This is a genomic window from Pseudomonas sp. CJQ_9 (genome assembly GCF_043106615.1).
Lineage (GTDB): Bacteria > Pseudomonadota > Gammaproteobacteria > Pseudomonadales > Pseudomonadaceae > Aquipseudomonas > Aquipseudomonas juntendi.
In genome coordinates this window covers 234,576-260,050 of sequence record NZ_JBICMS010000072.1, presented here as the reverse complement: position 1 = coordinate 260,050, position 25,475 = coordinate 234,576, and the positions used below count along the sequence as shown (strand labels likewise).

The following is a 25,475-nucleotide window of genomic DNA, read 5'->3' as shown; positions in this document are numbered from 1 at the left end:
CGGACGCGCGCGACCGCCTTGTTTGTACAACGCGATATCGTGGCGGGCGCCAAGGCGTTCGCGCGCAAATCCCCCAGGCATAATTGGCCTGAAACAAACGTAGGAGCGGGTTTACCCGCGAAGCGCCGCGCGGGCGGCGCTCGGTTTCACAGGCGCTGCATAACTTGTGACAACCACCGACAGCCCTAATGCGATCCCTGTGGGAGCTGGCTTGCCGGCGATAGGGCCAGACCTGCAAAAAAGTGGATTGCGTCTAGCGCAACATAAACCTACCGAGAAGTCAGTTTTCGTCAGCATTCGACCTTCTTAGACTTGCTCCAGTCGCAAATTTGTTGCTGGAGATGTCTGCCCATGAGTTCCCCGTCCGCCCCGTCTGCCGCACCTGCCGCCGCCCCCGCGCCGGCCGCGCCTGCGCAGACGGCGTTCGGCCTGCAGGTCGTGGTCGGGCTGTTCGGTGTATTGCTGGCCGTGTTGTGTGCGGGCCTCAACGAGTCGGTGACCAAGATCTCCCTGGCCGATATCCGCGGCGCCATGGGCATCGGGGCCGACGAAGGTGCCTGGCTGCTGGCGGTGTACAGCGCCGCTTCGGTCTCGGCCATGGCCTTTGCGCCGTGGCTGGCCACCACCTTCTCGCTGCGGCGCTTCACCCTGAGCGCCATTGGCCTGTTCGCCGCACTCGGCCTGCTGCAACCGTTCGCCCCCAACCTGCACAGCCTGATGCTGCTGCGCGTGCTGCAGGGCTTTGCCGCCGGCGCGTTGCCACCGATGCTGATGAGCGTGGCGCTGCGCTTCCTGCCGCCGGGCATCAAAGTGTACGGCCTGGCCTGTTACGCCCTGACCGCCACGTTCGGCCCCAACCTCGGTACCCCGCTGGCCGGGTTGTGGACTGAATACGTGGGCTGGCAATGGGCGTTCTGGCAGATCATTCTGCCTTCGGCACTGGCCATGTGTTGTGTGGGCTGGGGCCTGCCGCAGGACCCGCTGCGCCTGGAGCGTTTCAGGCAGTTCGACTGGCGTGGCGTGGTGCTTGGCCTACCGGCCATCAGCTGCATCGTGCTCGGCTTGTCGCTGGGGGACCGCTGGGGCTGGTTCGACTCGCCGCTGATCTGCTGGCTGCTCGGGGGTGGGCTGCTGTTGCTGGTGCTGTTCATGTTCAACGAATGGTCCGAGCCGCTGCCGTTCTTCCAGTTGCGCATGCTGTCGCGGCGCAACCTGAGTTTCGCCCTGGTGACCTTGGCCGGCGTGCTGGTCGTGCTGTCGGGTGTGGGCAGCATTCCGTCGGCCTACCTGGCGCAGATCCAGGGCTACCGGCCGGCGCAGACCAGCCCGCTGATGATGCTGGTGGCCGTGCCGCAGTTGATCGCCCTGCCGTTGACCGCAGCGCTGTGCAACATCCGCGCTGTGGACTGCCGCTGGGTGCTGGGCATCGGCTTGGCGATGCTGGCGGTGTCCTGTGTTGGCAGCAGCCTGCTGACCAGCGAATGGATCCGTGGCGACTTCTACCCGTTCTACCTGCTGCAGGTGTTCGGCCAGCCGATGGCGGTGCTGCCGTTGCTGATGCTGTCCACCAACGGCATGACCCCGCAGGAAGGCCCGTTCGCGTCCAGCTGGTTCAACACCGTCAAGGGCCTGGCCGCGGTGATCGCCGGTGGCCTGCTGGATGCGCTTGGCACCCTGCGCCGGCACTTCCATTCCAACCACTTGGTGGACAGCCTGGGCAACGCTCCGCTGGTCGACGATAACGCCGCTGGCCTGGCCAGGCGCATCCACGATCAGGCGCTGGTGCTGACCTCGGCCGACCTGTACCTAGTCATGGCCTGCATCGCCGTGGCCCTGATCTGCCTGATTCCTTTCGTGCCCACCCGGGTCTACCCGCCGCGCGCGGTGGCCTGAACCCTGGATGAATTCGAGAACCGCTGATATGACCAACAACCGCAAAACCCTGTTTATCGGCTCGGTGCTCGCCGTGGCTGTCCTGGCTGGCATCGTCGGCCCCTGGATGTTCGGCAGCGACCACCGCCAGAGCACCAATGACGCCTATGTGATCGCCGACTACACGGTGGTCGCGCCCAAGGTCGCCGGCTTCATCAAAGAGGTGCTGGTAGAGGACAACCAGCAGGTCACGGCTGGCCAGCTATTGGCGACCATCGATGCCCGTGACTACCAGGCCGCGCTGGATGCGGCGCAGGCGCAATTGCTGGTGGCCAAGGCGCAAAGCGCCGATGCCCGCGCCACCCTCGAACGCCAGGCCGCGCTGATTGCCCAGGCCGAAGCTGCGGTGAAAGCGGCCCAGGCCGAAGCGGCGTTCGCCGACCATGAGGTCAACCGCTACAGCCGCCTGGCAGAGCAGGGCGCCGGTACCGTGCAGAATGCCCAGCAGGCACGCAGCAGGGTCGACCAGGCCCGCGCGCGGCTGGCCAATGCCCAGGCAGCGCTGGTGGCGGCGCGCAAGCAAGTGGACATCCTTACCGCCCAGGTAGCCAGTGCCGATGGCCAGCTCAAACGCGCCGAAGCGGGCCTGGAAAAAGCCCAGCTCGACCTGTCCTACACACGCATCACCGCGCCGGTGGACGGCATGGTCGGCGAGCGCGCCCTGCGGGTCGGCGCCTTCGTCAACCCGGGCGCTCGCCTGCTGTCGGTGGTGCCGTTGCAACAGGCCTATGTGGTCGGCAACTTCCAGGAAACCCAGCTGACCCACGTGCAGCCGGGCCAGCCGGTGAGCATCAGCGTCGACACCTTCTCCGGCGAGAAGCTGCAAGGCCATGTGGAAAGCATCGCCCCGGCCACCGGCGTGACCTTCGCCGCCGTGAAGCCGGACAACGCCACCGGCAACTTTACCAAGGTGGTGCAGCGCATTCCGGTGAAGATCGTTTTCGATGATGGCCAGCCGCTGCTCGCCCGCTTGCGCGTGGGCATGTCGGTGGAAGCGACCATCGATACCCGTGGCGACAAGCTGAACGACAAAGAGGTCAGCGCACGATGAAAGCGGCATTACGCGTGAGCCCATTGCTGCTGGCCGTACTGATGGCTGGCTGCAGCATGGGCCCGGACTTCCTGCGCCCCGACAGCCAGGCACCGCAACAATGGGCGCCGCTGCAAGGTGAGGCGGCGGCCAGCCAGCCGCAGGCCGAACCGCTGGAGCTGCGCTGGTGGGAAAGTTTCCACGATGCCCAGCTCAGCGCATTGATCGAGCGCGTTGCCGAGCGCAACCTCGACCTGCAGATGGCCAGCGCCCGCCTGCTGCAAAGCCGTGCCCTGCGCAGCACCGTGGCCGCCAATGACATGCCGTCGGTGGATGTGAACGCCGGGTACAGCCGCGCCCGTAACAGCGCCGAAGGCCTGAGCGACCCTTCCGGCAAGGCGGGCAAGGCGGCCTTCAACCTCTGGCAGGGCGACCTGGTGGCCGGCTGGGAGCTGGACCTGTGGGGCCGCGTGCGGCGCCAGGTCGAGGCCGCCGATGCCACGGTCGAAGTGGCCGAGAACGACCGCCGCGGTGTGCTGTTGGCATTACTGGCGGAAACTGCCGGCAACTACATCCAGTTGCGTGCGGTGCAGCACACCATCGATATCACTCGCGATAACCTCAAGGTCGCCCAGCACAGCCTGAAGCTATCGGAAAACCGCCAGGCCGAAGGCGTCGCTACCCGCCTCGACGTAGCCCAGGCCAGTGCCCAGGTGGCGTCCATCGAGTCGCGTCTGCCCAGCCTTGAAGCCCGGCGCGATGACCTGATCAACGCCCTCAGCCTGCTCGCCGCCGAACCGCCGCGCAGCCTGCAGGCCCAGTTGCTGCAGGGTGGCGAACTGCCTGCGCCGCAGCAGAAGTTCGCCATCGGCTTGCCGTCCGAGCTGGCCGAGCGCCGGCCGGACATCCGCCAGGCCGAGGCTCGCCTGCACGCTGCCACCGCCAGCATCGGCGTGGCCAAGGCCGACTTCTACCCGAGCATCCGGCTGTCGGGCAGTGTCGGCTTCCAGGCCATGCAGTTGTCCGATTTCGGTGCCTGGGACTCGCGCCGGTTTGCCTTTGGGCCACAGCTTTCATTGCCGATCTTCGAGGGCGGTCGGCTCAAGGGCACCCTGGAGTTGCGCGAGGCGCAGCAGCAGGAAGCGGCGCTTGACTATCGCAAGGTGGTGCTGGGGGCCTGGCATGAGATTGACGATGTGCTACGCCTGTACAACGCCAGCCAGTTGCGGCGTGACCACTTGGCCGAAGCGGTGCGGCAGAACCGCATCGCCCTGGAAACCGCCCAGCGCCAGTACGTGGAAGGGGCGGTGGATTTTCTCAACGTGCTGACGGTGCAGAGTGCCTTGCTGGCCAGCGAGGAGCAGTGGATCGACAGCTCGGCGGCGGTGTCGCAGGCGTTGGTGGGGCTGTACAAGGCCTTGGGGGGTGGCTGGCAGGCGTTTGATCAGCAACCGGTGAAGAAAGCTTGAAGGCGGGGCCGCTTTGCAGCCCATCGTATAGCGCAATACCTGTAGGAGCGGGCTTGCCCGCGAAGGGCTGCAAAGCAGCCCCGGCGATTTCCCAGACAGATGAGGAGGCAAAGATGCACATTTCCCTGAACGGCAAACGCGCGATCGTCAGCGGTTCCACCGCCGGCATTGGCCTGGCCATCGCCATAGGTCTGGCCGAAGCCGGCGCCGAAGTGGTCCTCAACGGCCGCACCCAATCCCGCGTCGACGAAGCGCTTAAAGCCGTGCGCGAACGCTTGCCACAAGCGCGCATCATCGGCATCGCTGCCGACCTCGGCACCCAGGAAGGTGCGCAAAAACTGTTCGACCAGGTGCCGCATACCGACATCCTGGTCAACAACCTGGGCATCTTCGAGCCCAAGCCGTTCTTCGAGATCGAAGACGAAGACTGGCAGCGTTTCTTCGACGTCAACGTGCTTAGCGCGGTGCGCCTGTCGCGCCACTATGCCCGAGGCATGGCCGAGCGCAAATGGGGGCGGGTGGTGTTCCTGTCCAGTGAGTCGGCGCTGCAGATCCCGACCGAGATGATTCACTACGGCATGACCAAGACCGCGCTGTTGGCGGTGTCACGAGGGCTGGCCGAGACCCTGGCGGGCACCGGGGTAACGGTGAATGCCGTGTTGCCTGGGCCGACGCGCTCCGAAGGCGTGGGTGACTTCTTCGCCAAGCTGGCCGAGGAGCAGGGGGTGACGACTGCTGACCTGGAAACCAGCTTCCTGGCCGAGCACCGGCCCAGTTCGCTGATCAAGCGGCTGGCGACAGTGGAAGAGGTGGCCAACATGGTGGTGTACCTGGCATCGCTGCAGGCCAGTGCTACCACCGGGGCGGCGTTGCGGGTGGACGGCGGGGTGCTGCGGTCCATTGCCTGATTGTCTACTGCCTGTACCGGCCTCTTCGCGGGCTTGCCCGCTCCCACCCTGTAGGAGCGGGTTTACCCGCGAAGGGGCCAGCACAGGAAAAAGAAGAATCAAAGCGGTCGCAGCAGGCCAAAGCGCTTGCGCAACGCCCAATTCAGCAAGCGCCGCGGCAGCAACCGAGCCATCAACGGCAACGCTGTACTGCCATTGCCCAAGCGCACTACAGCCGGTACCGGCGACCTGCTCACTGCCGCCAGCACGCCCTTGGCAAACACCGCTGCCGAAGTCGGCTTGTCCTGCGAAGCCCGCGCCCGTGCCTGCACATGTTCACGCAATGGCCACCACGCCGAATCCGTCGCCAGTACCTGCTCGGCCTGGCGCTGGGCATTGCTGGCGAACTGGGAGGCAATCGCCCCGGGTTGCACTTCCATCACCTGCACGCCGAACGGTGCCAGCTCAAGGCGCAGGGCATCGCTCAGGGCATGCACGGCGGCCTTGGAGGCGCAGTAGGCGCCGGCGAACGGGGTGACCAGTACGCCGGATACGCTGCCGATATTCACCACCAGGCCCCGTGAGCGGCGCAGCAGCGGGAACAGCGCGCGAGTGACGCCTACCACGGCGAAGACATTGGTTTCGAACTGCTGGCGCAGCGCATCCACGCCGCCATCGAGCAACGGGCCCATGGCGCCGTAGCCGGCGTTGTTGATCAGGATATCGAGGCTGTCCAGTTCCTCGGCCAGGCGGGTAAGGGCATCGCTGTCGTTCACGTCCAGTTGCCGGGCGGTGTAGCCGGCGGCACTCAGTTGTTCGACATCTTCAGGCTTGCGGGCGGTGGCCCAGACGTGGTGGCCGGCATCGCGGAAGGCGTCGGCCAGGGCGCGGCCAATGCCGCTGGAACAACCGGTGATCAGGACGGTGGGCATGGTGGGGGCCTTTGATCAAGGTGAGAGATGTGTCGCCGGTACTGGCCCTATCGCCGGCAAGCCAGCTCCCACAAGTACTCCGCAGTCCTTGAAAGGGGTGGGGTACCTGTGGGAGCTGGCGTGCCGGCGATAGGGCCAGTGCAGGCAATGAATCAATTGGCAAATGTACCTTGCAGGTGCTCAGCCCGAAACTCCAGGGTTTGTGGTCGGTAACCGGAACGCAGGGGCGGCAAGGGCAGGCAGTCTTCCCACTCGGCCCCCGGCTGCAGTTCGCCAGGGCCACGGTAGCGCGGGGCGTTGTAGGTATTTTCGGCGAGGTTCACGGTATCGCCCGGCGCATAGGCGGCTACGCGCCAACGCAGTTCGGTGAGCGGTACCGGGTTGCCGTTCTTAATGTGCACCCGCAGGGTTCGGTCGGCGGGGCACTGGTCTGGGGCGTAGCTCAGGCGCAGGTCCAGGCGGGCCAGTTGCGAGGCTTCGCGGGTGTCCTGCCAGGCAACGAACAGGGCCACCAGGCCCAGGCCGCACACGGCGGCCAGGGAAATGGGCAGGGCCTTGGCCGGGTAGCGCAACAGCAGCACCAGCCAGGTGAGGATAAGGACGGCACCGATGATCATGATGTGCGGATTCCGTTCGAGTCTCGGCACATCTTGGAGTGGCAAGCTGCAAGCTGCAAGCTGCAAGCTGCAAGCTGCAAGCTGCAAGCTACAAGCTACAAGCTACAAGCTACAAGCTACTAGAAAAAGCAGGGCGGTGGAGAACCCACAATTTTAGATTCGACGCCGCCCCGCTGTTTCTTGTAGCTTGCCGCTTGCCGCTTGCCGCTTGCCGCTTGCCGCTTGCCGCTTGCCGCTTTACTGCGCGATGGTCTTCACCGAAACCCCACGCTCGACCGGCGTAGAAGTGCGCCCATACACATCTTCAAAGCGCTCGATGTCATCTTCGCCCAGGTAACTCCCGGACTGCACCTCAATGATCTCCAGCGGGATCTTGCCCGGGTTGCGCAGGCGGTGCACCGACGCTATCGGGATGTAGGTCGACTGGTTCTCGGTCAGCAGGAACACGTTTTCGTCGCAGGTCACCTCGGCAGTGCCGGACACCACGATCCAGTGTTCGGCGCGGTGGTGGTGCATTTGCAGCGACAGGCTGGCGCCTGGCTTGACGGTGATGTGCTTGACCTGGAAGCGGCCGCCCATGTCCACCGAGTCGTAAGAACCCCATGGGCGATACACTTCCAGGTGGTTCTGGGTTTCGCTACGGCCCTGTTCGTCCAGTGTCTTGACCATTTGCTTCACGCCTTGAACCTTGTCCTTGTGGGCGATCATCATGGCGTCCTTGGTCTCGACCACCACGATGTTCTCAAGGCCGATCACCGACACCAGCTTGCCGTTACCGTGGATCATGCAGTTGTGGCTGTCCTGCACCACCACATCGCCCTTGGTGACGTTGCCATTGTCGTCCTTCTCATGCACCTCCCACAACGACGACCAGCAGCCCACGTCACTCCAACCTGCCGACATCGGCACGACACAGGCGCGCTGGGTTTTTTCCATCACCGCGTAGTCGATGGAGTTGTCCGGGCAGCAGGCGAAAGTGGCGGCGTCGATGCTCAGCACATCGCCGTCTTCCTGGCTACGCTCCAAGGCCAGTACACAGGTGTCGTAGATATCGCCATCGTGCTTTTTCAGCTCCTCGAGGAAGCGGCTGGCGCGGAACAGGAACATGCCGCTGTTCCAGAAGTAACCACCGGCCTGGACGAACTCGGTGGCGCGCTTCTCGTCGGGCTTCTCGACGAACTGCGCAACCCGCGCCACGCCCTCGGGCAGCAATGCATCCTGGCTGGAGCGGATGTAGCCGTAGCCGGTTTCCGGTTTGGTCGCCGGTACCCCGAACAACACCATCTCGCCGCGCTCTGCCGCTACGGTGGCCAGGGCCAGGGCACGTTGCAGGGCCTTCTGGTCCTCGATCACATGGTCGGCAGGCAGCACCAGCATCAGTTCGTCACGACCTTCGTTGACCAGCTTCATCGCGGCCATGGCCACCGCGGGCGCCGTATTGCGGCCAAACGGCTCCATCAGGATGCCTTGGGTTTCCAGCTTCAGGGCCGCCAGCTGCTCCTGCACGATGAACTTGTGGTCCTTGTTGCAGACCACGATCGGCGTGTCCATGCCCTCGAACACCAGGCGCGAGAGGGTTTGCTGGAACAGCGTGTGTTCACCGGTCAGGGCCAGGAACTGCTTGGGGAACTGCTTGCGCGACAAAGGCCACAGACGCGAACCGCTACCACCAGAAAGAATTACCGGGATCATCATGTTTCTCCAATAGTCGTTGAGAGGCAGGGGAATCAGTTGCTAGCCACGGGGCGAGTTACCCACACCGGCGACAAGGCGTTGCCGGAACCCGTTACGTACAGCACTGCGGCTTCGCCGCGCTCAAGGGCGACTGGCTTCACGTCACCCACTTTCTTGTCACCTTGGTACAGCGCCAGGTTCACCTTGACCGGGTTGATCTCGCGCTCACCACGACCGTTGGCGGCCACTTGCTTGACCACTTCGGTCTTGCCGTCGGCGGTTTTCAGGGTCAGCTGCTGGTCGCTCAGGTTCTGCACGCGCACCAGGGCTTTCTGCTTGTTCTTGAACGGCGGCTCTTCGATCAGCTTCGGGTTGCCGCTGTTGCTGTTGACCAGGGTGTAGTACTTGTCCGAGGCCAGCTTGACCGGCACGCTCTTGCCGCCGACCTGGGCGGTGTAGTCACCGCCAGGCAGGAAGCTGAAATCGCTGCTGGCCTGGGCGCCAACCTGCTTGATCTGGGTGTTGCCGACGCTGGCGGCAGCCGGTGCACTGGTGGCGTTGTACAGCCGCACGAACGTGGAGCCTTTCGGCGCGCTGGGGCCATACAGCGCGGCGTCGGCGCCGGCGAAGGCCTGCAGGGAAGCAAGGGACAGGCCGGCCGCCAGGGTGAGGGCTTTGGCAATGGAAGTCTTGGTAGTCATGTGCGTGTTCCTCTCTTCAGTCAGTGGTTCGTCCGGGTGGACGACAAGGCCAGGTTTTCTTCGGATTTACGGGCGTTCTTCAGCTGCGCGACCCAGTGCGGGTCGAAGCTGCTGAGGTCGTTCTTCATTGGCAGATATCGTTCTGGGAATTCCCACACCACCACTTGTGGCGCGGCGTTCTTGAAGGCATCGCTTTGCAGGTACTTGAGCATGGGCACCAACGGGCCGTGGCCGTCCTCGGCGTAATTGGCCACGTCGCTGCGCAGCGCCTGCTGCAGTGCGCCAAGGAAGTTCCAGTGCGGGTTGGCGCTGTAGCTGGTGCCAACCAGTGCCACCGGTATGCGGCTGTCGGCGAACAGCGCGTCAGCGCCGTCACCCTCCGGCTCGGCGGCCCGGGTGGTACGTTGTTGCAGGCTGTCCGGGGCGGGCAGCAGGTTGCTGAACAAAGGGTCCAGTGGCAGGAAGTTGGTCAGGTCGCCTTTGTACGGGGCGGTGCTGCCTGCTTCGGTTATGAAGGCCTGCGGGGCGCCGTCGAGCAGGTTCTGCCGGCGCACGGCGTCGGCCAGCGCCTGCGCCGCCACTTCGGCGCCCATCGGCGTCCAGTGGGTGTCGGTACGCAGGAACACCTGGCCGCGGGCCTTGGCCTGCGCCAGTGGGCCCATCAGCTCGGGCGCAAACACGTTGGCCTGGCGTGCCTGGGCGTGAAACTGGTTGTACAGGTCGTCATGCAGGCTGGCCGGTTGTTGCTTGCCGATGTATTCGGCATACACCCGCGCCTTGGCCGGGACGATCGCCAGCACCAGGTGAACGCCGTGCTGCTGCAGGGTGTCGCGTACACCGCGGATCAGCGCCAGGTTCTCTTGCATCAGTTGTTCGGCACCGGCGGTGGGCTTGAACTCTTCGTCACTGAACAACCACTGGTCGCGGCCCAGCACCACGCCAGGGCGGCCTTCGTGGAACAGCTTGAAGTCCATCGCCGCCCACAGGTTGGTGCCCAGGCGCTTGATCGGGAACTGGTCGTCGTAATGGGTTTCGGCTGCCTTGGCCAGTTTGCCGTTGAGCAGGGTCATCTGCTCGGTGCGCTGGAAACTTTCCAACCCACCGGTGGACCAGACGCCCATGCCCACCAACAGGCCGATGAAGGACAGCGAATAGGTAATGCGTAACGTTCGGGTCATGTCAGCCACCTCAGAACTGGAAGTAGAGGAACGGCGAGTAGCTCTGCGCCGAAAGCTTGAGGATCGAGGCCACGAACAGCAGCAACACCAGCGCGCGGGTCATGACCCGGGTCCAGTCCAGGCCCAGCGAACCGTCGCTGTTGACCTGCACCGGGGTGGCCTTGGGCGTGGGTGTGGCGTTGCGGTAGAAGTCGCGCAGGCCGAAGAACGCCAGGGTGAGGTAGGCGATCACCAGGGTGGCGACCTGCAGGCCGGTGAGCTGGGCACGGTTGAGTTCCGACAGCTGCCAGTCGCCGAAGCTGAACATGGCGCCATACATGCGTGCGGCGACGTGCAGGTTTTCGGCGCGGAAGATCACCCAGCCGACCACCACCAGCAGGAAGGTGAAGGCCCATTTCACCGGGTTGAAACGCTGCGGGTTGGTGTCGATGCCCAGCGCCCGCTCGATCGCCAGCCACATGCCGTGCCAGGCGCCCCAGATGATGTAGGTGAAGTTGGCGCCATGCCACAGGCCGCCCAGCAGCATGGTCAGGAACAGGTTGCGGTAAGTGTTGAAGGTGCCTTTGCGGTTACCGCCCAGGGTGATGTACAGGTAGTCGCGCAGCCAGGTCGACAGGCTGATGTGCCAGCGCCGCCAGAACTCGGTGATGGACTGGCTGATGTATGGCTGCTTGAAGTTTTCCATGAAGCGGAAGCCCATCATCAGCCCCAGGCCGATGGCCATGTCGCTGTAGCCGCTGAAGTCGAAGTACAACTGCGCGGTGTAGGCCAGGGCGCCGAGCCAGGCATCCCCTGTGGTCGGGTTCTGCAGGGCGAAGCAGTGGTCGGCGACCACTGCCAGGGTGTCGGCGATGAACACCTTCTTGATGAAACCCTGCATGAAGCGGGTGCAGCCTTCGGAGAACTTGTCCAGGGTATGGGTGCGGTTGTTGAACTGGTCGACCAGGTCCTTGAAGCGCAGCACGGGGCCGGCGATCAGGTGCGGGAAGATCGCCACGAACGCGGCGAAGTCGATCAGGTTGCGCGTGGCCGGGGTGTCGCCGCGGTACACGTCGATGATGTAGCTGATCGACTCGAAGATGTAGAACGAGATACCGATCGGCAGCAGCACGTGGGTGAGGATGAAGGGCTCCAGGCCAAACGAGGTGATGATCGCATTCAGGCTGTCGACACCGAAGTTGGCGTACTTGAAGTAGCCGAGAATGGCCAGGTCGACACCGACCCCCAGCAGCAGCCAGCGCTGTGCCGGCTTGGTGCGCACGCCGGCGGCACCCACTTTCAGGCCGATCCAGTAGTTCCACAGGGTGACCCCGGCGAACAGTGCCAGGAAGTCCACCCGCCACCAGGCATAGAAGATGTAGCTGGCGACCAGCAGCAGCAGGTTGCGATAACGTTGCCCGCTCAAGTAATACAGGCCGAGGAATATCGGCAAGAACAGGAACAGGAACACGTTGGACGAGAAGACCATCCCGGTTCTCCTTATTGTTCACAGCATCCGGGGCACAGCGCCCCCCAAACCCCCCAGCAAAAAGCTGGAGGGCAACTTAGATCCCTGTGGGAGCGGGCATGCCCGCGAACAAGGGTGAAGCCCTTGCCATGCACCGCGGTGGCTTCTTCGCGGGCATGCCCGCTCCCACAGGTACCGACCCCACAATGGGAGTCAGTTCATTTCTTGCTTGCTGCGCTCGGGTCATAGACCCGGGTCACATCGCCGCCCAGCCGGAAGCTGTTGAACGGCTGCATCCCGTGCTTGCGCTCGAGCGTGTCGCCGACGCAGTGGTACAGCGCGCACCAAGGCTCGAGCCAGGCGTACTTGTTGTCGACCTTGAGGTCTTTCATGTCCTGCTTCTCACCGGCACGTTCGGCGAAGTGACGTGGGTCGCGGGCGCCGTAGAGCACACCTTCGCCCAAGCGCTGCAGGGCAAAGTTGTTTTCGCTGCGCAGGTCCACGCCGTTGGCCTGGGCGAAGCTGGCAATCATCGCCAGCGGAGGCAGGGCGTAGTTGTGATAGGCCAGGGCACGTTGCTTGCGCTTGACCTCGTTGGGCAGGAAACCTTGCTCGTCGACCTGGTTGGCACCCACCTTGAATTCCTTCACCGCCCAGTCGAACAGGTCGCGGCGGTCGGTGGCCACGGCGGTGGCCATCACCGACCAGGCGGCCCAGTAGCTGTGGTTGTTGATCTTCTCCAGCGGCAGGTTGCTCCAGTCCTGTACGGTCTGCTCGGCCAGGCGGTCCAGCCATTTCTCGATCAGCTCGGCCTCGGCCTGGTGCGCGGCCAGCGGCTGGGCAGTGGAGAACTTCAGGCGCAGCCACGAGCCGCTCATGCTGCCCAGGGCCCATTTGCGCATCGACTTGCCGGTGTGGTTGTAGTCGGTGGACAGCAGCGCATTGGCCCGCGCCCAGGTCCCCAGCCAAGCCAAGGTGCAGTCGAGTTGCGCCGGGCGGCCATCACGCATGTATTGGCCGACCATCTTGCTCACGCCCTTTTCCAGCGTGGTGATGTCTTCGGTCGACTTGCGAAAGGCCTTTTCCGAGGCGACATTGAGCGTGGCACGGGCCTTGTCGGAGCCTTCGTACTTACTGCGGAACTGCAGCGCACCGGTGTAGGGTTTTGGTGCTGGCTCGCAGCGGAAATTGCCGTCGCCCGTTTTGGGTTTCTCGATGCCCTCGTAATAGCCTTGTGGTGGCACTAGCGCAGCGTGCGCGGCGTTGCCGAACAGGGCCATGGCGAGCAGGGCAGGGCGAAAGATTTGCTTGAATACGGTCATGGTCGCCTCACTGGCCGGCTTGCGCGGTTTGCGCAGGCACGGCGAAGTTGTTGCGTTTGCAGAGTTTGGCCTCGACTTTCTGGGTGCCGCTTTCCGGGCCCTGCACCTCGAACGCCAGCAGGCTCTGGTCGGCCCAGTCCTCGTCCTCACGCATCTGGAAGACAAAGCGGCCGTCGGTGTCGGAGGTTTCCGGTTTTTCCAGCTTGATGTCTTCGTGGCGGCCGTTGAGGTACCACAGGGTGGCTTGCAGCACCTTCACCGATGGGTCGTCGAACCTGACATCCATCTGCAGGTTGCGGTTGATCAGCTGTTTCACCACGCCGCCCTTGCCGTTGACCATCAGCTCGTTGTTGCCGGGCTTGAGCGTGGTGCTGGCGCTCATCAGGGCCGGGCGGTCATTGCAGCCATCGTCGAGCAGGCCAAGGATTTGCCGCCAGATGGTTTCCTGGTCCAGGCGGTACAGCGGCGAGAACTCCCAGATCAGGATCTTGGGCGGGTTCTTGCGGAATTCCTCGCTGCCCAGGTACTGGATCATCGAGCCTTCCAGGCCACCGCCGGGGAAGGCGACGTTGAGCACATCGGCGCCGATGTACTGCTCGAGGAAGCCGGAGAAGTTGTAGTTCTTGCCGCTGTGGCTGGTGCCGACCAAGGTGATCTGTGCGTTGCCGCTGTCGCCGAACAGGTCGTCGCCGCCGCCGCTGGAGCCTTTCGGCTCGGTGGCGAACTGGTCCATGTACTGGATCGCATAGCTGGTGCCACACAGTTGGCCGGCCACGTTGTGCAGGGTGCCCGTCTTGCCCATGCGGCCAGATTTCTTGGTTTCGAATTCCTTGCGTGGAATGCCCGCGAAAGCCGGCATCTTGTGCACGGTGTCGGCGACGATCCTGGCGGCGCGCTGGGCACCGTACGGCGTCCAGTGCTGGTCACCCCGGAAGTAGAAGTCCTTGCCCTGGTCGGCGGCGGCCAGTTGCTCGTTGGTCAGCGGCGACAGGTCGGGCACGTTGTAGCCCATGCTGGCGAAGCGCTTGAGCATGGCCTGGTAGTTGCCCAGTGCCTTCTGGTAGTCGAATGCAGCTTTCTCGGCCGGGTTGAGCATGTTGCGGTTCACCAGGCCACGGGTCGGCTGGTACACCACCACCAGTTCCACGCCGCGCTTCTTGAACGCGTCGTGCACCTGCTGCAGGCGCTTGTAGCCGGCCGGCGTGGTGCTGAACTCGGTGCGCAAGTCTTCGCGTGTGCGGAACAGCCAGTCGCCCTTGGCTTGCACCAGGGTGGTGAAGTTCTGCTGGTAGCGGGTGGTGTAGCGGCTGGCATCGTGCGCTTCGGGGCACAGCTGGCAGCAGGGTTCGGCCGTGAAGGTCGGGGCCTTGACTTCATCGGCGCGCACGCCCTGGCTGATTGCCAGAAGGGCAGCGGACAGGCCCAGCAGTTTCATCAGGTGTGGAGTCATGGTCTGGGCTTCCTTAATCGATCATTTCGGTCTGGCGCTCGACCGGGTCGATCAGCACAGCCTTCTGCTGGCGGACCAGCAGGTCGAGGATTTCGTCCTGGCGCTCGCCCAGCACGCCGTTAAGGCTGATGCCGCTGGCCTTGCGCGGGGCGAGCATGGATACCTTGTACAGCTCGACCGACAGCGGCGAGTCGATCGACAGCGGGCCTGAACCATTGGCCGCCAGTTCGCCGCCCACCACGATCAGCGAGACCTTGGTGTCGAACGGGTCGAGGGCGATGTCGCGGTCGGTGTCGGACAAGTCCTTGATGTGGCCATACACGCCGACCAGGCCGTTGGCCATGGCCACGTTCTCGTACAGGCGGATGTTCACGCTGTTACGTACGCGTATGCCGTGGCGACGGTTGTTGATCAGCTTGTTGCCCCAGATCAGGTTGTCGCCGCTTTCGTACAGGGTGATACCGTCGGTGTGGTTGCGGTAGATCTCGTTGTAGGCCACCAGGTTGTTGACGCTGTTACGGTCGATCACCACGCCGGAGAGCTTGTTGTCGTAGCTCTTATTGTTGATGATCCAGCTGTCGTTGACCTCACGCGAAATGATGATGCCGTGCTTCTTCTTGGTGCCGTAGACCGTGTTGCCGGCGATGATCAGGCGGTGCGAGCGGTCGTGCGGGTCGATGCCATAGACGATGTTGTCGTGGTAGGTATTGTCCTTGACCACGAAGTCCTGGGTTTCGTAGCAGTAGAAGCCGTACCACATGTCGCTGAACTGCGAACCGATGATCCAGCCGGTGGGTTCCGGGCGGCCCATGCGCTTGGCCATGTTCGGGGTGTACTGCGAAATGCTCACGCCGTACGACTTGGACTTGGCGTAGCCGAAACTGGCCATCTTGGTATTGACGATGTAGGTTTCGGTACCGCCCCACGAGAGCAGGAATGGGCGGAATTCCTTGGGCGAGCGGAAGGTCGCCGGGCCGTTGTCTTTTTCCCGCCAGCCAGTCACCTGGGTGTCGGTGACGAACAGCTTGCCGTCGTTGACCAGGAACGCGCCGCCCTCCTGGGACAGGCGCAGTTGCTTGACCTTGCCATCGATCTCGAAAATACCCTTGCGGCCGACCACGATCGGCAGGCGCGCCAGGTAAACGCCCGGCTCGACTTCGCGCAGGTACTGTCGCGGCACCTGCTTGCTCAGCTCGACGAGGTCGACATGGCCGTCATCGATGAAGATCGCCTGCGGAATACCGTGCTGGCGCTGGACCCACTCGGCCGCCTTGTTGTCGCCGCCGACAAATTCCTTGAGGGTGTCCTCCTGGAACATGCGGCGCAGGCTGACCTTGCCCTTGTGGCTGCGGTCGATCTTCTTCTGCACGGCCTGGGCGGTGTAGCCGCTCAGGTCGGGCAGCTTGGGCGGGTCCATGTGCAGGGGCTCGATCGGCGCGCTGGCCACGGTGTAGGTCTTGGCCTGCTGCAGCTCCTTGGCAATGACCTTGGGCTCTGCGGCGACGGCCAGGCCCGAGGCCAGCAACAAGGCGCTGGCCAACAGGCTGTGACGTAGGTGCGGGTGAAGGTTCATCAGGTTTCTCCCGGCCTCAGAAGCGCCAGATCACGTCGACGAAGGCGCGGTGCATGTACGAGTCCGCTTCCTTGCCATAGGCGTCGCCCGGCTTGAATACACCCGCGCGCAGGCGCACCAGGGCAGACGGCTCGTCGATGGCCTGGCTCATGGACGCGGGCAGCAGGCCTTGCTTGAAGTACTTGGTCACGACCACGTCCATCTCCTGGCCAAGGTCTTTTTCACCGTCGACCAGTTGGCGGTTCACACCGTTGTCGTCGACCACGGCGTTGATGCCGCTGGAGCCGATGTTCTGGTTGTCATCGACGCGCCAGAACTTGTGGTAGATCAGGCTGGCGTCATAGTCGTCGCGCAGTTGCCACGATGCGAACAGCGTGGCCGCCTGCAGGTTGCCCAGCTCGCCGCGCAAGGCCTCACCGAAGCGGTGCACCCGCGAGCGGGTGCCGGTGAAGTTGGAGCGGTTGCTCTCCAGCCCGGTCTGCTCAAAGTTGTTCGAACCATCGTCACCGCCGCCGCCGCTGCCGCGGGCGTAGGCTGCACCCACCTGCCATTGCGGGTCGAGGCGCAGGCGGATACCCAGGTCGGTGGCCCAGGCATTGACGTTGCCGCTCTGCTTGCCGGTGGCCACCTGATCGTCACCCACCTGTTGGGTGGTGAGCTTGTCGCGGTCGCCGGTCAGCCAGGTGACGCTGCCCCAGTAGTTGACGGTGTGGTCATTGCGCCAGTTGTAGGCGTCGCTGTTGGCCTCGAGGCCCAGCCAGGTGAGGTCGCCGGTGCGGGTCTTGTCCAGTGCGTCGACGGTTTCCCCGGGTTGGTTCAGGCTGCCGCTGTCATGGGTGTGGTGGGCGCGCAGGCCAACCCAGTGGCCGGGGGTCCATTGCGTGGCGATGTTGCCGTAGACGTGCGTACGGTCCTTGTCTTCGGGCGCCAGCTCGGTGAGGTCGGTGCGGTATTCGCTGAAGCGCTGGGCCACGCCCAGGTCGGCCTTGAGCAAGGTGGTGTCGAAGGTCCAGTTCAGCGCTTCGATGTTGGTGTCGCGCCACATGCCGTCATCGCTGCGCAGGCGCTGGCGGCCCAGGCGCAGTTGCTCGCCAGGGTAGGCGGTGAGGCCGCTGTAGCCAACCCAGAATTCGCGCATGGCCAGGTAGCTTTTGTCTGGCTTGCGGCTGTCGTCACCGGTGTCGGTGGTGGTGCCGTCGTCGTTCTGGCGCAGGGTGTCGGTTTCGATGGTGTCGGTGGCTGCGACCGCCTGGCCCATGGCGTAGGCGCTCCAGTTGCCGCGCTCGCCGTAGACCCATGGGCGCAGGTCCAGGCCCAGGCCGTTGACGTCGCCGCCGGGGCGGGTACCCAGGTCGCGGTCGTCTTCCGATTGGCCGGTGATTTTCACGTCCAGGCCAAAGTTTTTCTCGGCGGTCATTTCCGCCAGGGTCGGGCAGGACCACAGCAGGGCGAAGCTCAGGCCGATGCCGGCTTTCACGAAGGGATTGAGCGTCATAGCGAGTCCTCACCGTCTACTTCTTGTTCGTCGTCTTGCAGGGCTTCGATGGCCAGGGTGCTGTTGGCGCCTTGGCTCATGCTGCCGCGGGCCTGCTTTTCCTGAGCCAGCAGTTGCTGGGCTTGGCTGCGCTGGTCCGGGGTCAGTTGCGGCTCGAGTCGTTGCAGCATTTCTGCCGCCTGCGGCGTGGGGTTGGCTTGTGCCAGCTGGGCGAACACCCAGGCATTGCCTGGTTGCGGGCGAATGCCATGGCCTTCGCTGAACAACTGGGCCAAGGCGTAGTCGGCGCTGATCTGCCCGCCGCGGGCGGCGGCCAGCAGGTGGTCGACCGCCTTCTGCGGCTCGACGTTGCCCAGGTAACCACGGCGGTACAGCTGGCCCAGGTAGTAATGAGCGCTGGTTTCGCCAGCCTCGGCGGCCGCCTGCAGGTGGCGCTCGGCTTTCTTGGCGTCAGCCGGTACAGTCTTGCCTTCGTAGTACAGGCGGCCCAGCAGCAGTTCGGCACGTGGCTGTTCGGCTTCGCGACCCTTGTCGATGTAGGCCAGCAACTGGTCGGTGTCGCCCAGTTCGGGGAACTCGTAAAGCAATTGCGCCAGGCTGACCCACGACGCCGGGTTGGCCGGTGCCACCTGTTCGAGCAAGTCCTTGGCCGTTTTTTCATCGGTCTGGCCAAGGCTGCGATCGGCCAGCACCCGGGCCACACTGTCGACCCTGCTGGCTGGCACGGCACCACGGGCGTAGGCCGCCTGCAACTGGCCGAGCAGGGCGGCCTGCTGGTCGGTCTGGCCGCGCTTCTGGTACACGGTGGCCAGTTCGACGTAGCACATGTCGGTGGTGCTCAGGGCGGCCTTGCAGATCTTCTCCACGTCGCCCAAGTGCTGGTCGTAGCTGCCCTGGGTGCGATACAGCAGCACCTGGGCCAGGCCCGCTTCCGGGTTGCCAGTGGCGCGCCACTGGTCGATCTGCTGCTGCGCGTTGACCTTGGGGAAGCTTTGCGGGTAGCTCAGGTACAGCATCGCCAGCGGGATCAGGGTGTTGCCTTCACCTTGCCGGGCGGCGAGTTTCAGCAGCGTTTCGGCTTCTTCACGCTCGGCCTGGGTGCTGTCGGGCTTGGCCACCAGCAGGCGGCCAAGGCGCGCCTGGGCGCGCGACGAGGACGCAGCGGCAGCGCGGTAGGTGGCCTCGGCCTCCCTGATTTGCACCGGGTCGCGGCTGGCCACCTTGATGTCGGCCAGGCCCACTTGCGCATCGCTGTAGCCCAGGTCGGCCAGGGCCTTGTAGTTGCGTTCGGCCAATGCCGTGTCACCGCGCTTCAGGGCTTCGTTGGCCAGGCGCTGGTCGGGCAGGCCGGCGCAGCCGGCCAACGTGATGGCCATGGCCAGGCCACACAGACCCAGGTTCACACGGAACCTGTGGGGGCAGGTGTTGGTATCAGCGATCATCGTCCGATCCTCTTACAGCCCACGGGCCACGGCTTTGTCGATCAGCCAGTTGAGCGACGGGCCACGGTCGCTGTTGACCGACGCCGGGCGGCCGGCGAGCTCGGCGGGCAGGCCGCTATCGGGCTTGATCTGCACACGGATGTCGGAGGCCAGGTCTTCGCTGTTGAGGCTGGCGCTGCTGACGATCTGACCGGTACGCACTTCGTCTTCGCCGGCGACCTGGAAGTTGACCCGGGTTCCTGGCTTGACCTCATCGAACTGGCGGTAGCTGAAACGCGCCTCGACCATCGGGTTGGTGGTACGCGGAATCAGCTGGAAGATCGGCTGGCCCTTGGCAGCGTACTGGCCGTCATCCACCAACTGGCGGGCGACCACGCAATCGCAGGGGCTGGTCAGGGTGCCGGACAGTTGCTTGCCGAACAGTTCCTCGATCTTCGCCGGTTCCAGTTGCGTGTCGTCGAGGTTGCCCTTGAGCATGTCCAGCATGCTGGTGGTGAAGCTGGCCAGTGGCGCGCCCTTGGCCACCTGCCCACCGCTCTCGACCAGGCTGTTCACGGTACCGTCGCGCGGCATGGTGACATTGGTGGTGGGTACTGCGACCACACCGGCTTCGGCATGGCTGATGAAATACATGCCGTACAACGACTTGGCGACGAAACCGAAGGCGGCGATGCCGACCACGAACACGCCGAGGGTGACGGTAACGGCCTTGAGCCGGCCGAAGGGGCTCAGGCCACTGCCGCCGTCTTTCTGCTTGCGCGCCTTGGTGAAGTTGTCGCGCTGCAGGGTGCTGAGCACGTCGCCGGCAGTGATCAGTTCACCCGACAGGTGCGAGGTGATGATATGGCGCAGGGTGGCGATGTCGCGTGGCTCCAGGTTCTGGAATTGCGCACCGGTACGCCCGCTGTCGGGGTGGTACGAGCGCACCTGGAATTCGATGTCCATCGACAGGCCGAGGTTGTCGACCGTGAACATCAACCGCCCACGCAACGCATCGCCCACCGCCAGTTGCTGCTTGGTGTGGAAGCTCAAGCCTCCGGCGGAAAGGTCGTCGACCTTCACGTCGTGGGCCTGGCGCTGGGCGTCGATGAAGCGCAGCTTGGCGGGGATGCGTACCCGGGCGTGCTGGCGCTGGGCTTCGGACTCATGCACGACGTTGACATTCACGGCGGTATTCATGGGGTTTGTTCCTGTTAGATCCGATCCGGGTTGGGCTCACACGACCATGAACAGCACAGCAACGAAGATGCTGGCCGCCGAGAAGGTCATGGTCCGCGAGGACCAGGTGTTGAACCATTGTTGAAAGCTGGCGAGGTCACGCTTGAGGGCAGTGGGCTGACGCGTCCACGACTGTTTGTCGAGGCGGAAGAACACGTAGATCTTCATCAGCGCGCCGATGATCTGGTTGTAATAGAGAATCAGCGGGTAGGCCGGGCCGACGTTGTGGCCAGAGCACAGCAGCATCACGGTGAGGATCAGGCGGGTGATGCCGATCCACAGCAGGTACACCAGCAGGTATGCCAGGCCGAACTTGAGGCTGGCGATCACCGCTACGGTCAGGCCCAGCAGGCTGGTCCACATCGACACGCGCTGGTCGAACAGCACGATGCTGGTGAACAGCCCCAGGCGCCGCAGGCCCAGGCCCAGCGCACGGGAATTCTGCCGCAGGTTGTTGCCGTACCAGCGGTACATCAGCTTGCGGCTGGCCTTGAAGAAGCTTTTCTCTGGCGGGTGCTCGACCGTGTTGATGGCAGCGTCCGGCACGTAGAAGGTGTCGTAGCCCAGGCGCATCAGGCTGAACCAGCTGGACTTGTCGTCACCGGTCAGGAACTTGAAGCGGCCCAGGCGCCAGTGCATCAGCGAGTCGCTTTCCACGTCGGCGATGAACTCGGGGTTGGTGACCACGCTGGCGCGGAACATCGACATGCGCCCGGTCATGGTCAGTACGCGCTTGGACAGGGCCATCGAGCACATGTTGATGTGGCGCTGGGCGAAGCGCAGCTTGTGCCATTCGCTCATGATGTAGCCGCCGCGTACTTCGCAGAATTCGTTGGTGGTCAGGCCGCCGACATTGGGGTACAGCTTGAACCACGGTACGGTCTTGCGCACCACGCCATCGGCCAGCACGGTGTCACCGTCGATCACCGCCACCACGGCGTTTTCGTCCGGCAGCATGCGGGAGATGGCACGGAAGCCGTAGGCCAGGCCATCGCGCTTGCCGGTACCGGCGATGCGTACGATGTCCAGCTTCACGTGGGCCGGCGGGTTGTACTTGGCCCACAGGCTTTTCACCAGCAGTTCATCGGACATTTCCACCAGCGAGCAGACCACCGTGGTGGGGAAACCGCAGTTGATCGCCTCGCGGATCACCGAGCTGTACACCTGAGCGGTGGTCAATGCTTCGATGCGGAAGCTGGTGACCATCAGGTACACGTGCGACGGGTCGGCGGCGCTGCCCATTTTCTGCACTTTGCGGCGCAGGTAGGGGTACACGCCGTAGAGGAAGATCATGCCGCGGATGAAATGGGTGGCGCCCATCGAGTAGCGCCAGATGCCGACGGCGCCGACCAGGAAGATGAAGTGCTTCGATTGCGAGTCGAAGATATCGGCTGGCAGGGCCAGGGCGATCAGCATGAGCAGGCTCATGTAGAGCAGCCAACCGGCGCACTGCAACAGCACTGTCTGGAGCCTTTGCATGTTCAGCATCCGTGGAAAATTCGGGAAAGGGCGGCAGCGCAAGTGGGGAGCCTTGCGCCGCCTGGCCCAGGGGTTACCAGCAGATGCCTTCGGTGCGGCTGGCAGCGCTGGTCGGCTTGCTCATGAAGCCGACCAGGTCGATCACTTGCTTGCCGGCCGGTGCTTGCTGGGCAAGGGCGCGGAACTGCTCGTCACGGTTGCCCAGAACGATGATGTCGGCGTTGTCGATGACCTTCTGGAAGTCACCGTTGAGCAGCGACGAAACGTGCGGGATCTTCGATTCGATGTAGTCTTTGTTGGCCCCATGAACGCGGGCGTACTCGACGTTCTCGTCGTAGATATCCAGTTGGTAGCCCTTGCCGATCAGGCGTTCGGCCAGCTCCACCAGTGGGCTTTCGCGCAGGTCGTCGGTGCCGGCCTTGAAGCTCAGGCCAAGCAGGGCGACCTTGCGTTTGTCGTGGGCTTCGATCAGTTCGAAGGCGTTTTGCACCTGCGACTCGTTGCTGCGCATGAGCGAGTCGAGCAGGGGGGCGCGCACGTCCAGGCTGGCGGCACGGTAGGTCAGGGCGCGCACGTCCTTTGGCAGGCACGAGCCGCCGAAGGCAAAGCCGGGGCGCATGTAGTACTGCGACAGGTTGAGCACCTTGTCCTGGCAGACCACGTCCATCACTTCGCGGCCATCCACACCGACAGCCTTGGCGATGTTGCCGATCTCGTTGGCGAAGGTGACCTTGGTGGCATGCCACACGTTGCAGGTGTATTTGATCATCTCGGCCACTTCGATCGGCTTGCGGATGACCGGGGCGTCGAGTTCTTCGTACAGCGCCTGGAGGATGTCGCCGCTGGCGCTGTCCAGTTCGCCGATGACGGTCATCGGTGGCTGGTCGTAGTCCTTGATTGCAGTGCTTTCACGCAGGAATTCCGGGTTCACCGCGACGCCGAAGTCGACGCCGGCCTTTTTGCCCGAGCAATCTTCGAGGATCGGGATCACCACGTTCTTGACGGTGCCTGGCAACACGGTGCTGCGCACCACGATGGTGTGGCGGCGCGTGGTGTCGCGCAGCACATAACCGATTTCCCGGCACACCGACTCGATGTATTCCAGGCCCAGGTCACCGTTTTTCTTGCTGGGGGTACCCACACAGATCATCGATACATCGCTGGCGCGAATGGCCTCTGCGAAGTCGGTGGTGCCACGCAGGCGACCATTGGCGATGCCTTGTTGCAACAGTGCTTCCAGGCCAGGTTCGACGATCGGCGACTTGCCTTGGTTGATCAGGTCGATCTTGGTGCTGGACACGTCCACACCGATTACTTCATGGCCACGCGCCGTCAGGCAGCCTGCACAGACTGCACCCACATAACCCAAACCAAAGATGCTGATACGCATCGCTATCACCTCATGTGTTTATCACGCCGACGCCTCCGTGGAGTGCCGGGCTGGGTTGATTAACAGCAGTTTTCAGGCGCACGGGTCCATGGCGAACGCACACTTCACCGAGCGCAGGCAACATAAGTCCGGAGTGCAAGAAAAGTTATGCACTCAAATTAGGCATTTAAAAGCCAGGTAGTAAAAACGTGCCCTGTCATGCAGCCGTCTTTATTGCAAGGCGCTACGCGGCGCTTTGCTGTGCTTGTTTTTTCAAGTGGGATAAATCCTTTGAAATCAACCACTAGGACGAGTTGTACGGGACGCTTGTCTCCTGTAAGGACAGGCATTAAGGCGTTAGCCGGGTGGCCTGTCTATATTCTCGAGGCCGGTAGTGGATACCTTGCCGTTGTCATCTGTAAGTCATCTCTCACAGCCCGTGGGCAGGAAATTCGTTACGGCTCTATGAGCGGTTGTGGATATGAGAAGTTCCTGGCTGGGTTTCGTCTCGATGAAAGATTTCTAAATATTTATTCAGCTGCCGACAGTTTCAATTTGATGGCACGCATCGGTTTGCCCCCGATGTTTCAAGGGCGAAACTGTTGCGAGATGTTTTAGTGCCGGCATCGAAAAAATTTTTTCAGAATTCGTCAGAAAAGGTATGAACGGTCGCCCCGGCGGCAGAGCGAGACACTTGCGTAAAGATTTTTTTGGCGCCAGAAAAATGACGAATCAAGGTGTTCTCTCATGAGCGGCCCGCACGGCTTGCAACATTTTGTAGGCACATTTTTTTTAAGGTTTTGCCACTGTGGCCGTTAAGCCTCATGGGCGCTCCCAGAGGAGGTGCCTGTGTACGAAGGAGCGTCTCAGGCAGCTTGAGGCTACGGCCGCAAGGGCGTCTCACCCCATCACCACAGGGAAGAGACGAGAATGACACCGATGAAAAGATTTACGCGAATCCTTTGTGCAACTGCCTCGTTGCTTGCTGCCGGCCAAGCGCTGGCGGGGCCGCCTGTCGAGGTTACCTTCAGGAACCTTGGTACAGAGACCGTCAAGCTCCAGTTGACCAATGCCAATGAGAGCAGCACCTATCAGATTGCAGTGCCCGCGCCGGATCAAGAAGTCAGAGCTGGCCAGTCGATAAAGTTTACCGTCCAACGCTTAGTGAGTCCTGATGCGAATGGCGCCATGTTGCGCTATGCGGACGGACGAAAGTCATGCGCTTTCAGCACCACATTCGTGATGATGATGGCCGGGGGCATAAAGCAACCCAAATGGAACAAAACAGCCACCCCGACCGGCGGGGCAACTTGCACCGCTGTGAATTCAGGTTTCGCTGCTAACTACGCCTGGAAAGCCGCGTTCACCATGAAGTAACCACTTGGCGTTGATCGAGTGGCCCGTCCAGTTACTGGCAGGCTGCTCGGTTGAGGCTGAATGCACTGAAGTGTTAACTCAATCAGGAGGCTAGTCATGTCCAGGATTGGCGATTTTATTGCTTCACCCTTGCAAAAAATATTCAAAGCGATTCCAGTGGCCACTACTGCGACCTCGTCTGACTTGGACGCAGCCAGAGTTGATGGTGAAGGCGAGAGTGTGCCAGACGTGTCTCCACTTGCTCGTCAGCTAGCGGCTGCCGCAGAGCGGGCAGCGCAGCGTGACAGCCAGCTTAGCCGTCAGGAACTGGCTAAATTGGGCATGCGCATCAGGGATGATCTGAACAGCTCTGTCCACGGCCTGAACAAGCCTCTGAACGATGCGTTTGTACCTGACACTGATGACGCGGAGTTGCTGGCCCGTGCGCGGCAGGCGACCGAGTTCGTTAATGGAAAAGGACAGAATCCATTCAAAGATTTGTCCACTGAACAATTGGTCTTGATTGGCTATGACGAAGAGGGTGATTTCACCAAGAATGAAAGAGAGGCCGCTTTCATGGAACTTGGGCATCGGTATTCATTATGGACTCATTATATTGTCGATAAATCGAATGCGGAATATGAAAACACCGGCCTCAGGGATCATGCGATCAGGGAAGTGATCGCCTATTACAAGGCACTGCCTGCGATAGAGGAGGCGCAATTCGGTAATTATGAAATCAATCTGAATATGCTGATTGGCAGAAAAGAGTCCCCCCCAGGTGAGGAAGCGGACTCACTGCAGGAAACAATCTTGAAAACCGTCCGCAAGTTGGAAGATGAGGCGCGGCACGCAAAGCCGGCGCTGGCACCGGCAGGCGACCAGGACAACCGTGCATGAAGCC

Annotated in this window: 20 protein-coding genes; 6 read left to right on the top strand and 14 right to left on the bottom strand. The window is 62.9% G+C overall.

The window, feature by feature from the left end:
* Window positions 1-351: 351 nt before the first annotated feature.
* The 4 genes from ACF8SD_RS14500 to ACF8SD_RS14485 all read left to right on the top strand — a co-directional run bounded on the left by ACF8SD_RS14500 (window position 352) and on the right by ACF8SD_RS14485 (window position 5,339).
* Window positions 352-1,893 carry an MFS transporter gene (locus tag ACF8SD_RS14500; RefSeq protein ID WP_173891008.1) on the top strand — a complete coding sequence of 514 codons (1,542 nt, stop codon included), beginning with the start codon at window positions 352-354 and terminating at the stop codon, window positions 1,891-1,893.
* Window positions 1,894-1,921: 28 nt separating this feature from the next.
* A complete protein-coding gene (locus tag ACF8SD_RS14495) occupies window positions 1,922-2,983 on the top strand; it encodes an HlyD family secretion protein (RefSeq protein WP_173891007.1) in 1,062 nt (353 codons plus the stop codon).
* The gene (locus ACF8SD_RS14490) at window positions 2,980-4,431 is read left to right on the top strand and encodes an efflux transporter outer membrane subunit (RefSeq protein WP_392484063.1); all 1,452 of its coding nucleotides are present in this window, start codon (window positions 2,980-2,982) and stop codon (window positions 4,429-4,431) included. The genes ACF8SD_RS14495 and ACF8SD_RS14490 overlap by 4 nt, the downstream gene beginning before the upstream one ends.
* Before the next feature lie 113 nt (window positions 4,432-4,544).
* Window positions 4,545-5,339 carry an SDR family NAD(P)-dependent oxidoreductase gene (locus tag ACF8SD_RS14485; protein ID WP_173891005.1) on the top strand — a complete coding sequence of 265 codons (795 nt, stop codon included), beginning with the start codon at window positions 4,545-4,547 and terminating at the stop codon, window positions 5,337-5,339.
* 98 nt (window positions 5,340-5,437) lie between these two features.
* Here the strand turns inward: ACF8SD_RS14485 and ACF8SD_RS14480 are convergent, their stop codons facing one another.
* The 14 genes from ACF8SD_RS14480 to ACF8SD_RS14415 all read right to left on the bottom strand — a co-directional run bounded on the left by ACF8SD_RS14480 (window position 5,438) and on the right by ACF8SD_RS14415 (window position 23,236).
* Window positions 5,438-6,250, bottom strand: coding sequence for an SDR family oxidoreductase (locus ACF8SD_RS14480; RefSeq protein WP_173891004.1), 813 nt, complete (start codon window positions 6,248-6,250; stop codon window positions 5,438-5,440).
* A 152-nt stretch (window positions 6,251-6,402) separates the two neighbouring features.
* Window positions 6,403-6,867 carry a multidrug transporter gene (locus ACF8SD_RS14475; protein ID WP_392484062.1) on the bottom strand — a complete coding sequence of 155 codons (465 nt, stop codon included), beginning with the start codon at window positions 6,865-6,867 and terminating at the stop codon, window positions 6,403-6,405.
* Window positions 6,868-7,104: 237 nt separating this feature from the next.
* Window positions 7,105-8,559, bottom strand: coding sequence for a mannose-1-phosphate guanylyltransferase/mannose-6-phosphate isomerase (locus tag ACF8SD_RS14470; protein WP_173891738.1), 1,455 nt, complete (start codon window positions 8,557-8,559; stop codon window positions 7,105-7,107).
* A 35-nt stretch (window positions 8,560-8,594) separates the two neighbouring features.
* Window positions 8,595-9,242, bottom strand: coding sequence for an alginate O-acetyltransferase AlgF (locus ACF8SD_RS14465; protein ID WP_173891002.1), 648 nt, complete (start codon window positions 9,240-9,242; stop codon window positions 8,595-8,597).
* A gap of 20 nt (window positions 9,243-9,262) precedes the next feature.
* Window positions 9,263-10,420 carry an alginate O-acetyltransferase gene (locus ACF8SD_RS14460; RefSeq protein ID WP_173891001.1) on the bottom strand — a complete coding sequence of 386 codons (1,158 nt, stop codon included), beginning with the start codon at window positions 10,418-10,420 and terminating at the stop codon, window positions 9,263-9,265.
* 10 nt (window positions 10,421-10,430) lie between these two features.
* Window positions 10,431-11,888 (bottom strand): MBOAT family protein, encoded by a 1,458-nt coding sequence (locus ACF8SD_RS14455; protein WP_173891000.1) that lies wholly within the window; start codon window positions 11,886-11,888, stop codon window positions 10,431-10,433.
* Between the two features lie 197 nt (window positions 11,889-12,085).
* Window positions 12,086-13,189, bottom strand: a complete 1,104-nt coding sequence (locus ACF8SD_RS14450; RefSeq protein WP_392484061.1) for a mannuronate-specific alginate lyase — start codon at window positions 13,187-13,189, stop codon at window positions 12,086-12,088.
* Window positions 13,190-13,196: 7 nt separating this feature from the next.
* Window positions 13,197-14,639 carry an alginate O-acetyltransferase gene (locus ACF8SD_RS14445; protein WP_173890998.1) on the bottom strand — a complete coding sequence of 481 codons (1,443 nt, stop codon included), beginning with the start codon at window positions 14,637-14,639 and terminating at the stop codon, window positions 13,197-13,199.
* Window positions 14,640-14,652: 13 nt separating this feature from the next.
* Entirely contained in the window at window positions 14,653-16,212 is a 1,560-nt protein-coding gene (algG, locus tag ACF8SD_RS14440; protein WP_392484060.1) for a mannuronan 5-epimerase AlgG, read from the bottom strand.
* Between the two features lie 16 nt (window positions 16,213-16,228).
* Window positions 16,229-17,707: an alginate export family protein gene (locus ACF8SD_RS14435; RefSeq protein WP_392484059.1), complete on the bottom strand. Its 1,479-nt coding sequence runs from the start codon at window positions 17,705-17,707 to the stop codon at window positions 16,229-16,231.
* Window positions 17,704-19,149, bottom strand: coding sequence for an alginate biosynthesis TPR repeat lipoprotein AlgK (gene algK, locus ACF8SD_RS14430; RefSeq protein WP_173890995.1), 1,446 nt, complete (start codon window positions 19,147-19,149; stop codon window positions 17,704-17,706). The genes ACF8SD_RS14435 and algK overlap by 4 nt, the downstream gene beginning before the upstream one ends.
* A gap of 12 nt (window positions 19,150-19,161) precedes the next feature.
* On the bottom strand, window positions 19,162-20,328 hold the full coding sequence (locus ACF8SD_RS14425; RefSeq protein ID WP_173890994.1) for a PilZ domain-containing protein: 1,167 nt from the start codon (window positions 20,326-20,328) through the stop codon (window positions 19,162-19,164).
* A 36-nt stretch (window positions 20,329-20,364) separates the two neighbouring features.
* Window positions 20,365-21,846, bottom strand: a complete 1,482-nt coding sequence (locus ACF8SD_RS14420) for a glycosyltransferase family 2 protein (RefSeq protein ID WP_009684460.1) — start codon at window positions 21,844-21,846, stop codon at window positions 20,365-20,367.
* Window positions 21,847-21,919: 73 nt separating this feature from the next.
* On the bottom strand, window positions 21,920-23,236 hold the full coding sequence (locus tag ACF8SD_RS14415) for a nucleotide sugar dehydrogenase (protein ID WP_173890993.1): 1,317 nt from the start codon (window positions 23,234-23,236) through the stop codon (window positions 21,920-21,922).
* A gap of 909 nt (window positions 23,237-24,145) precedes the next feature.
* Between ACF8SD_RS14415 and ACF8SD_RS14410 the strand changes: the two genes are divergently transcribed.
* Window positions 24,146-24,592, top strand: coding sequence for a hypothetical protein (locus ACF8SD_RS14410; protein WP_392484058.1), 447 nt, complete (start codon window positions 24,146-24,148; stop codon window positions 24,590-24,592).
* Window positions 24,593-24,688: 96 nt separating this feature from the next.
* Window positions 24,689-25,471: a hypothetical protein gene (locus tag ACF8SD_RS14405; RefSeq protein WP_173890992.1), complete on the top strand. Its 783-nt coding sequence runs from the start codon at window positions 24,689-24,691 to the stop codon at window positions 25,469-25,471.
* Window positions 25,472-25,475 lie beyond the last annotated feature (4 nt).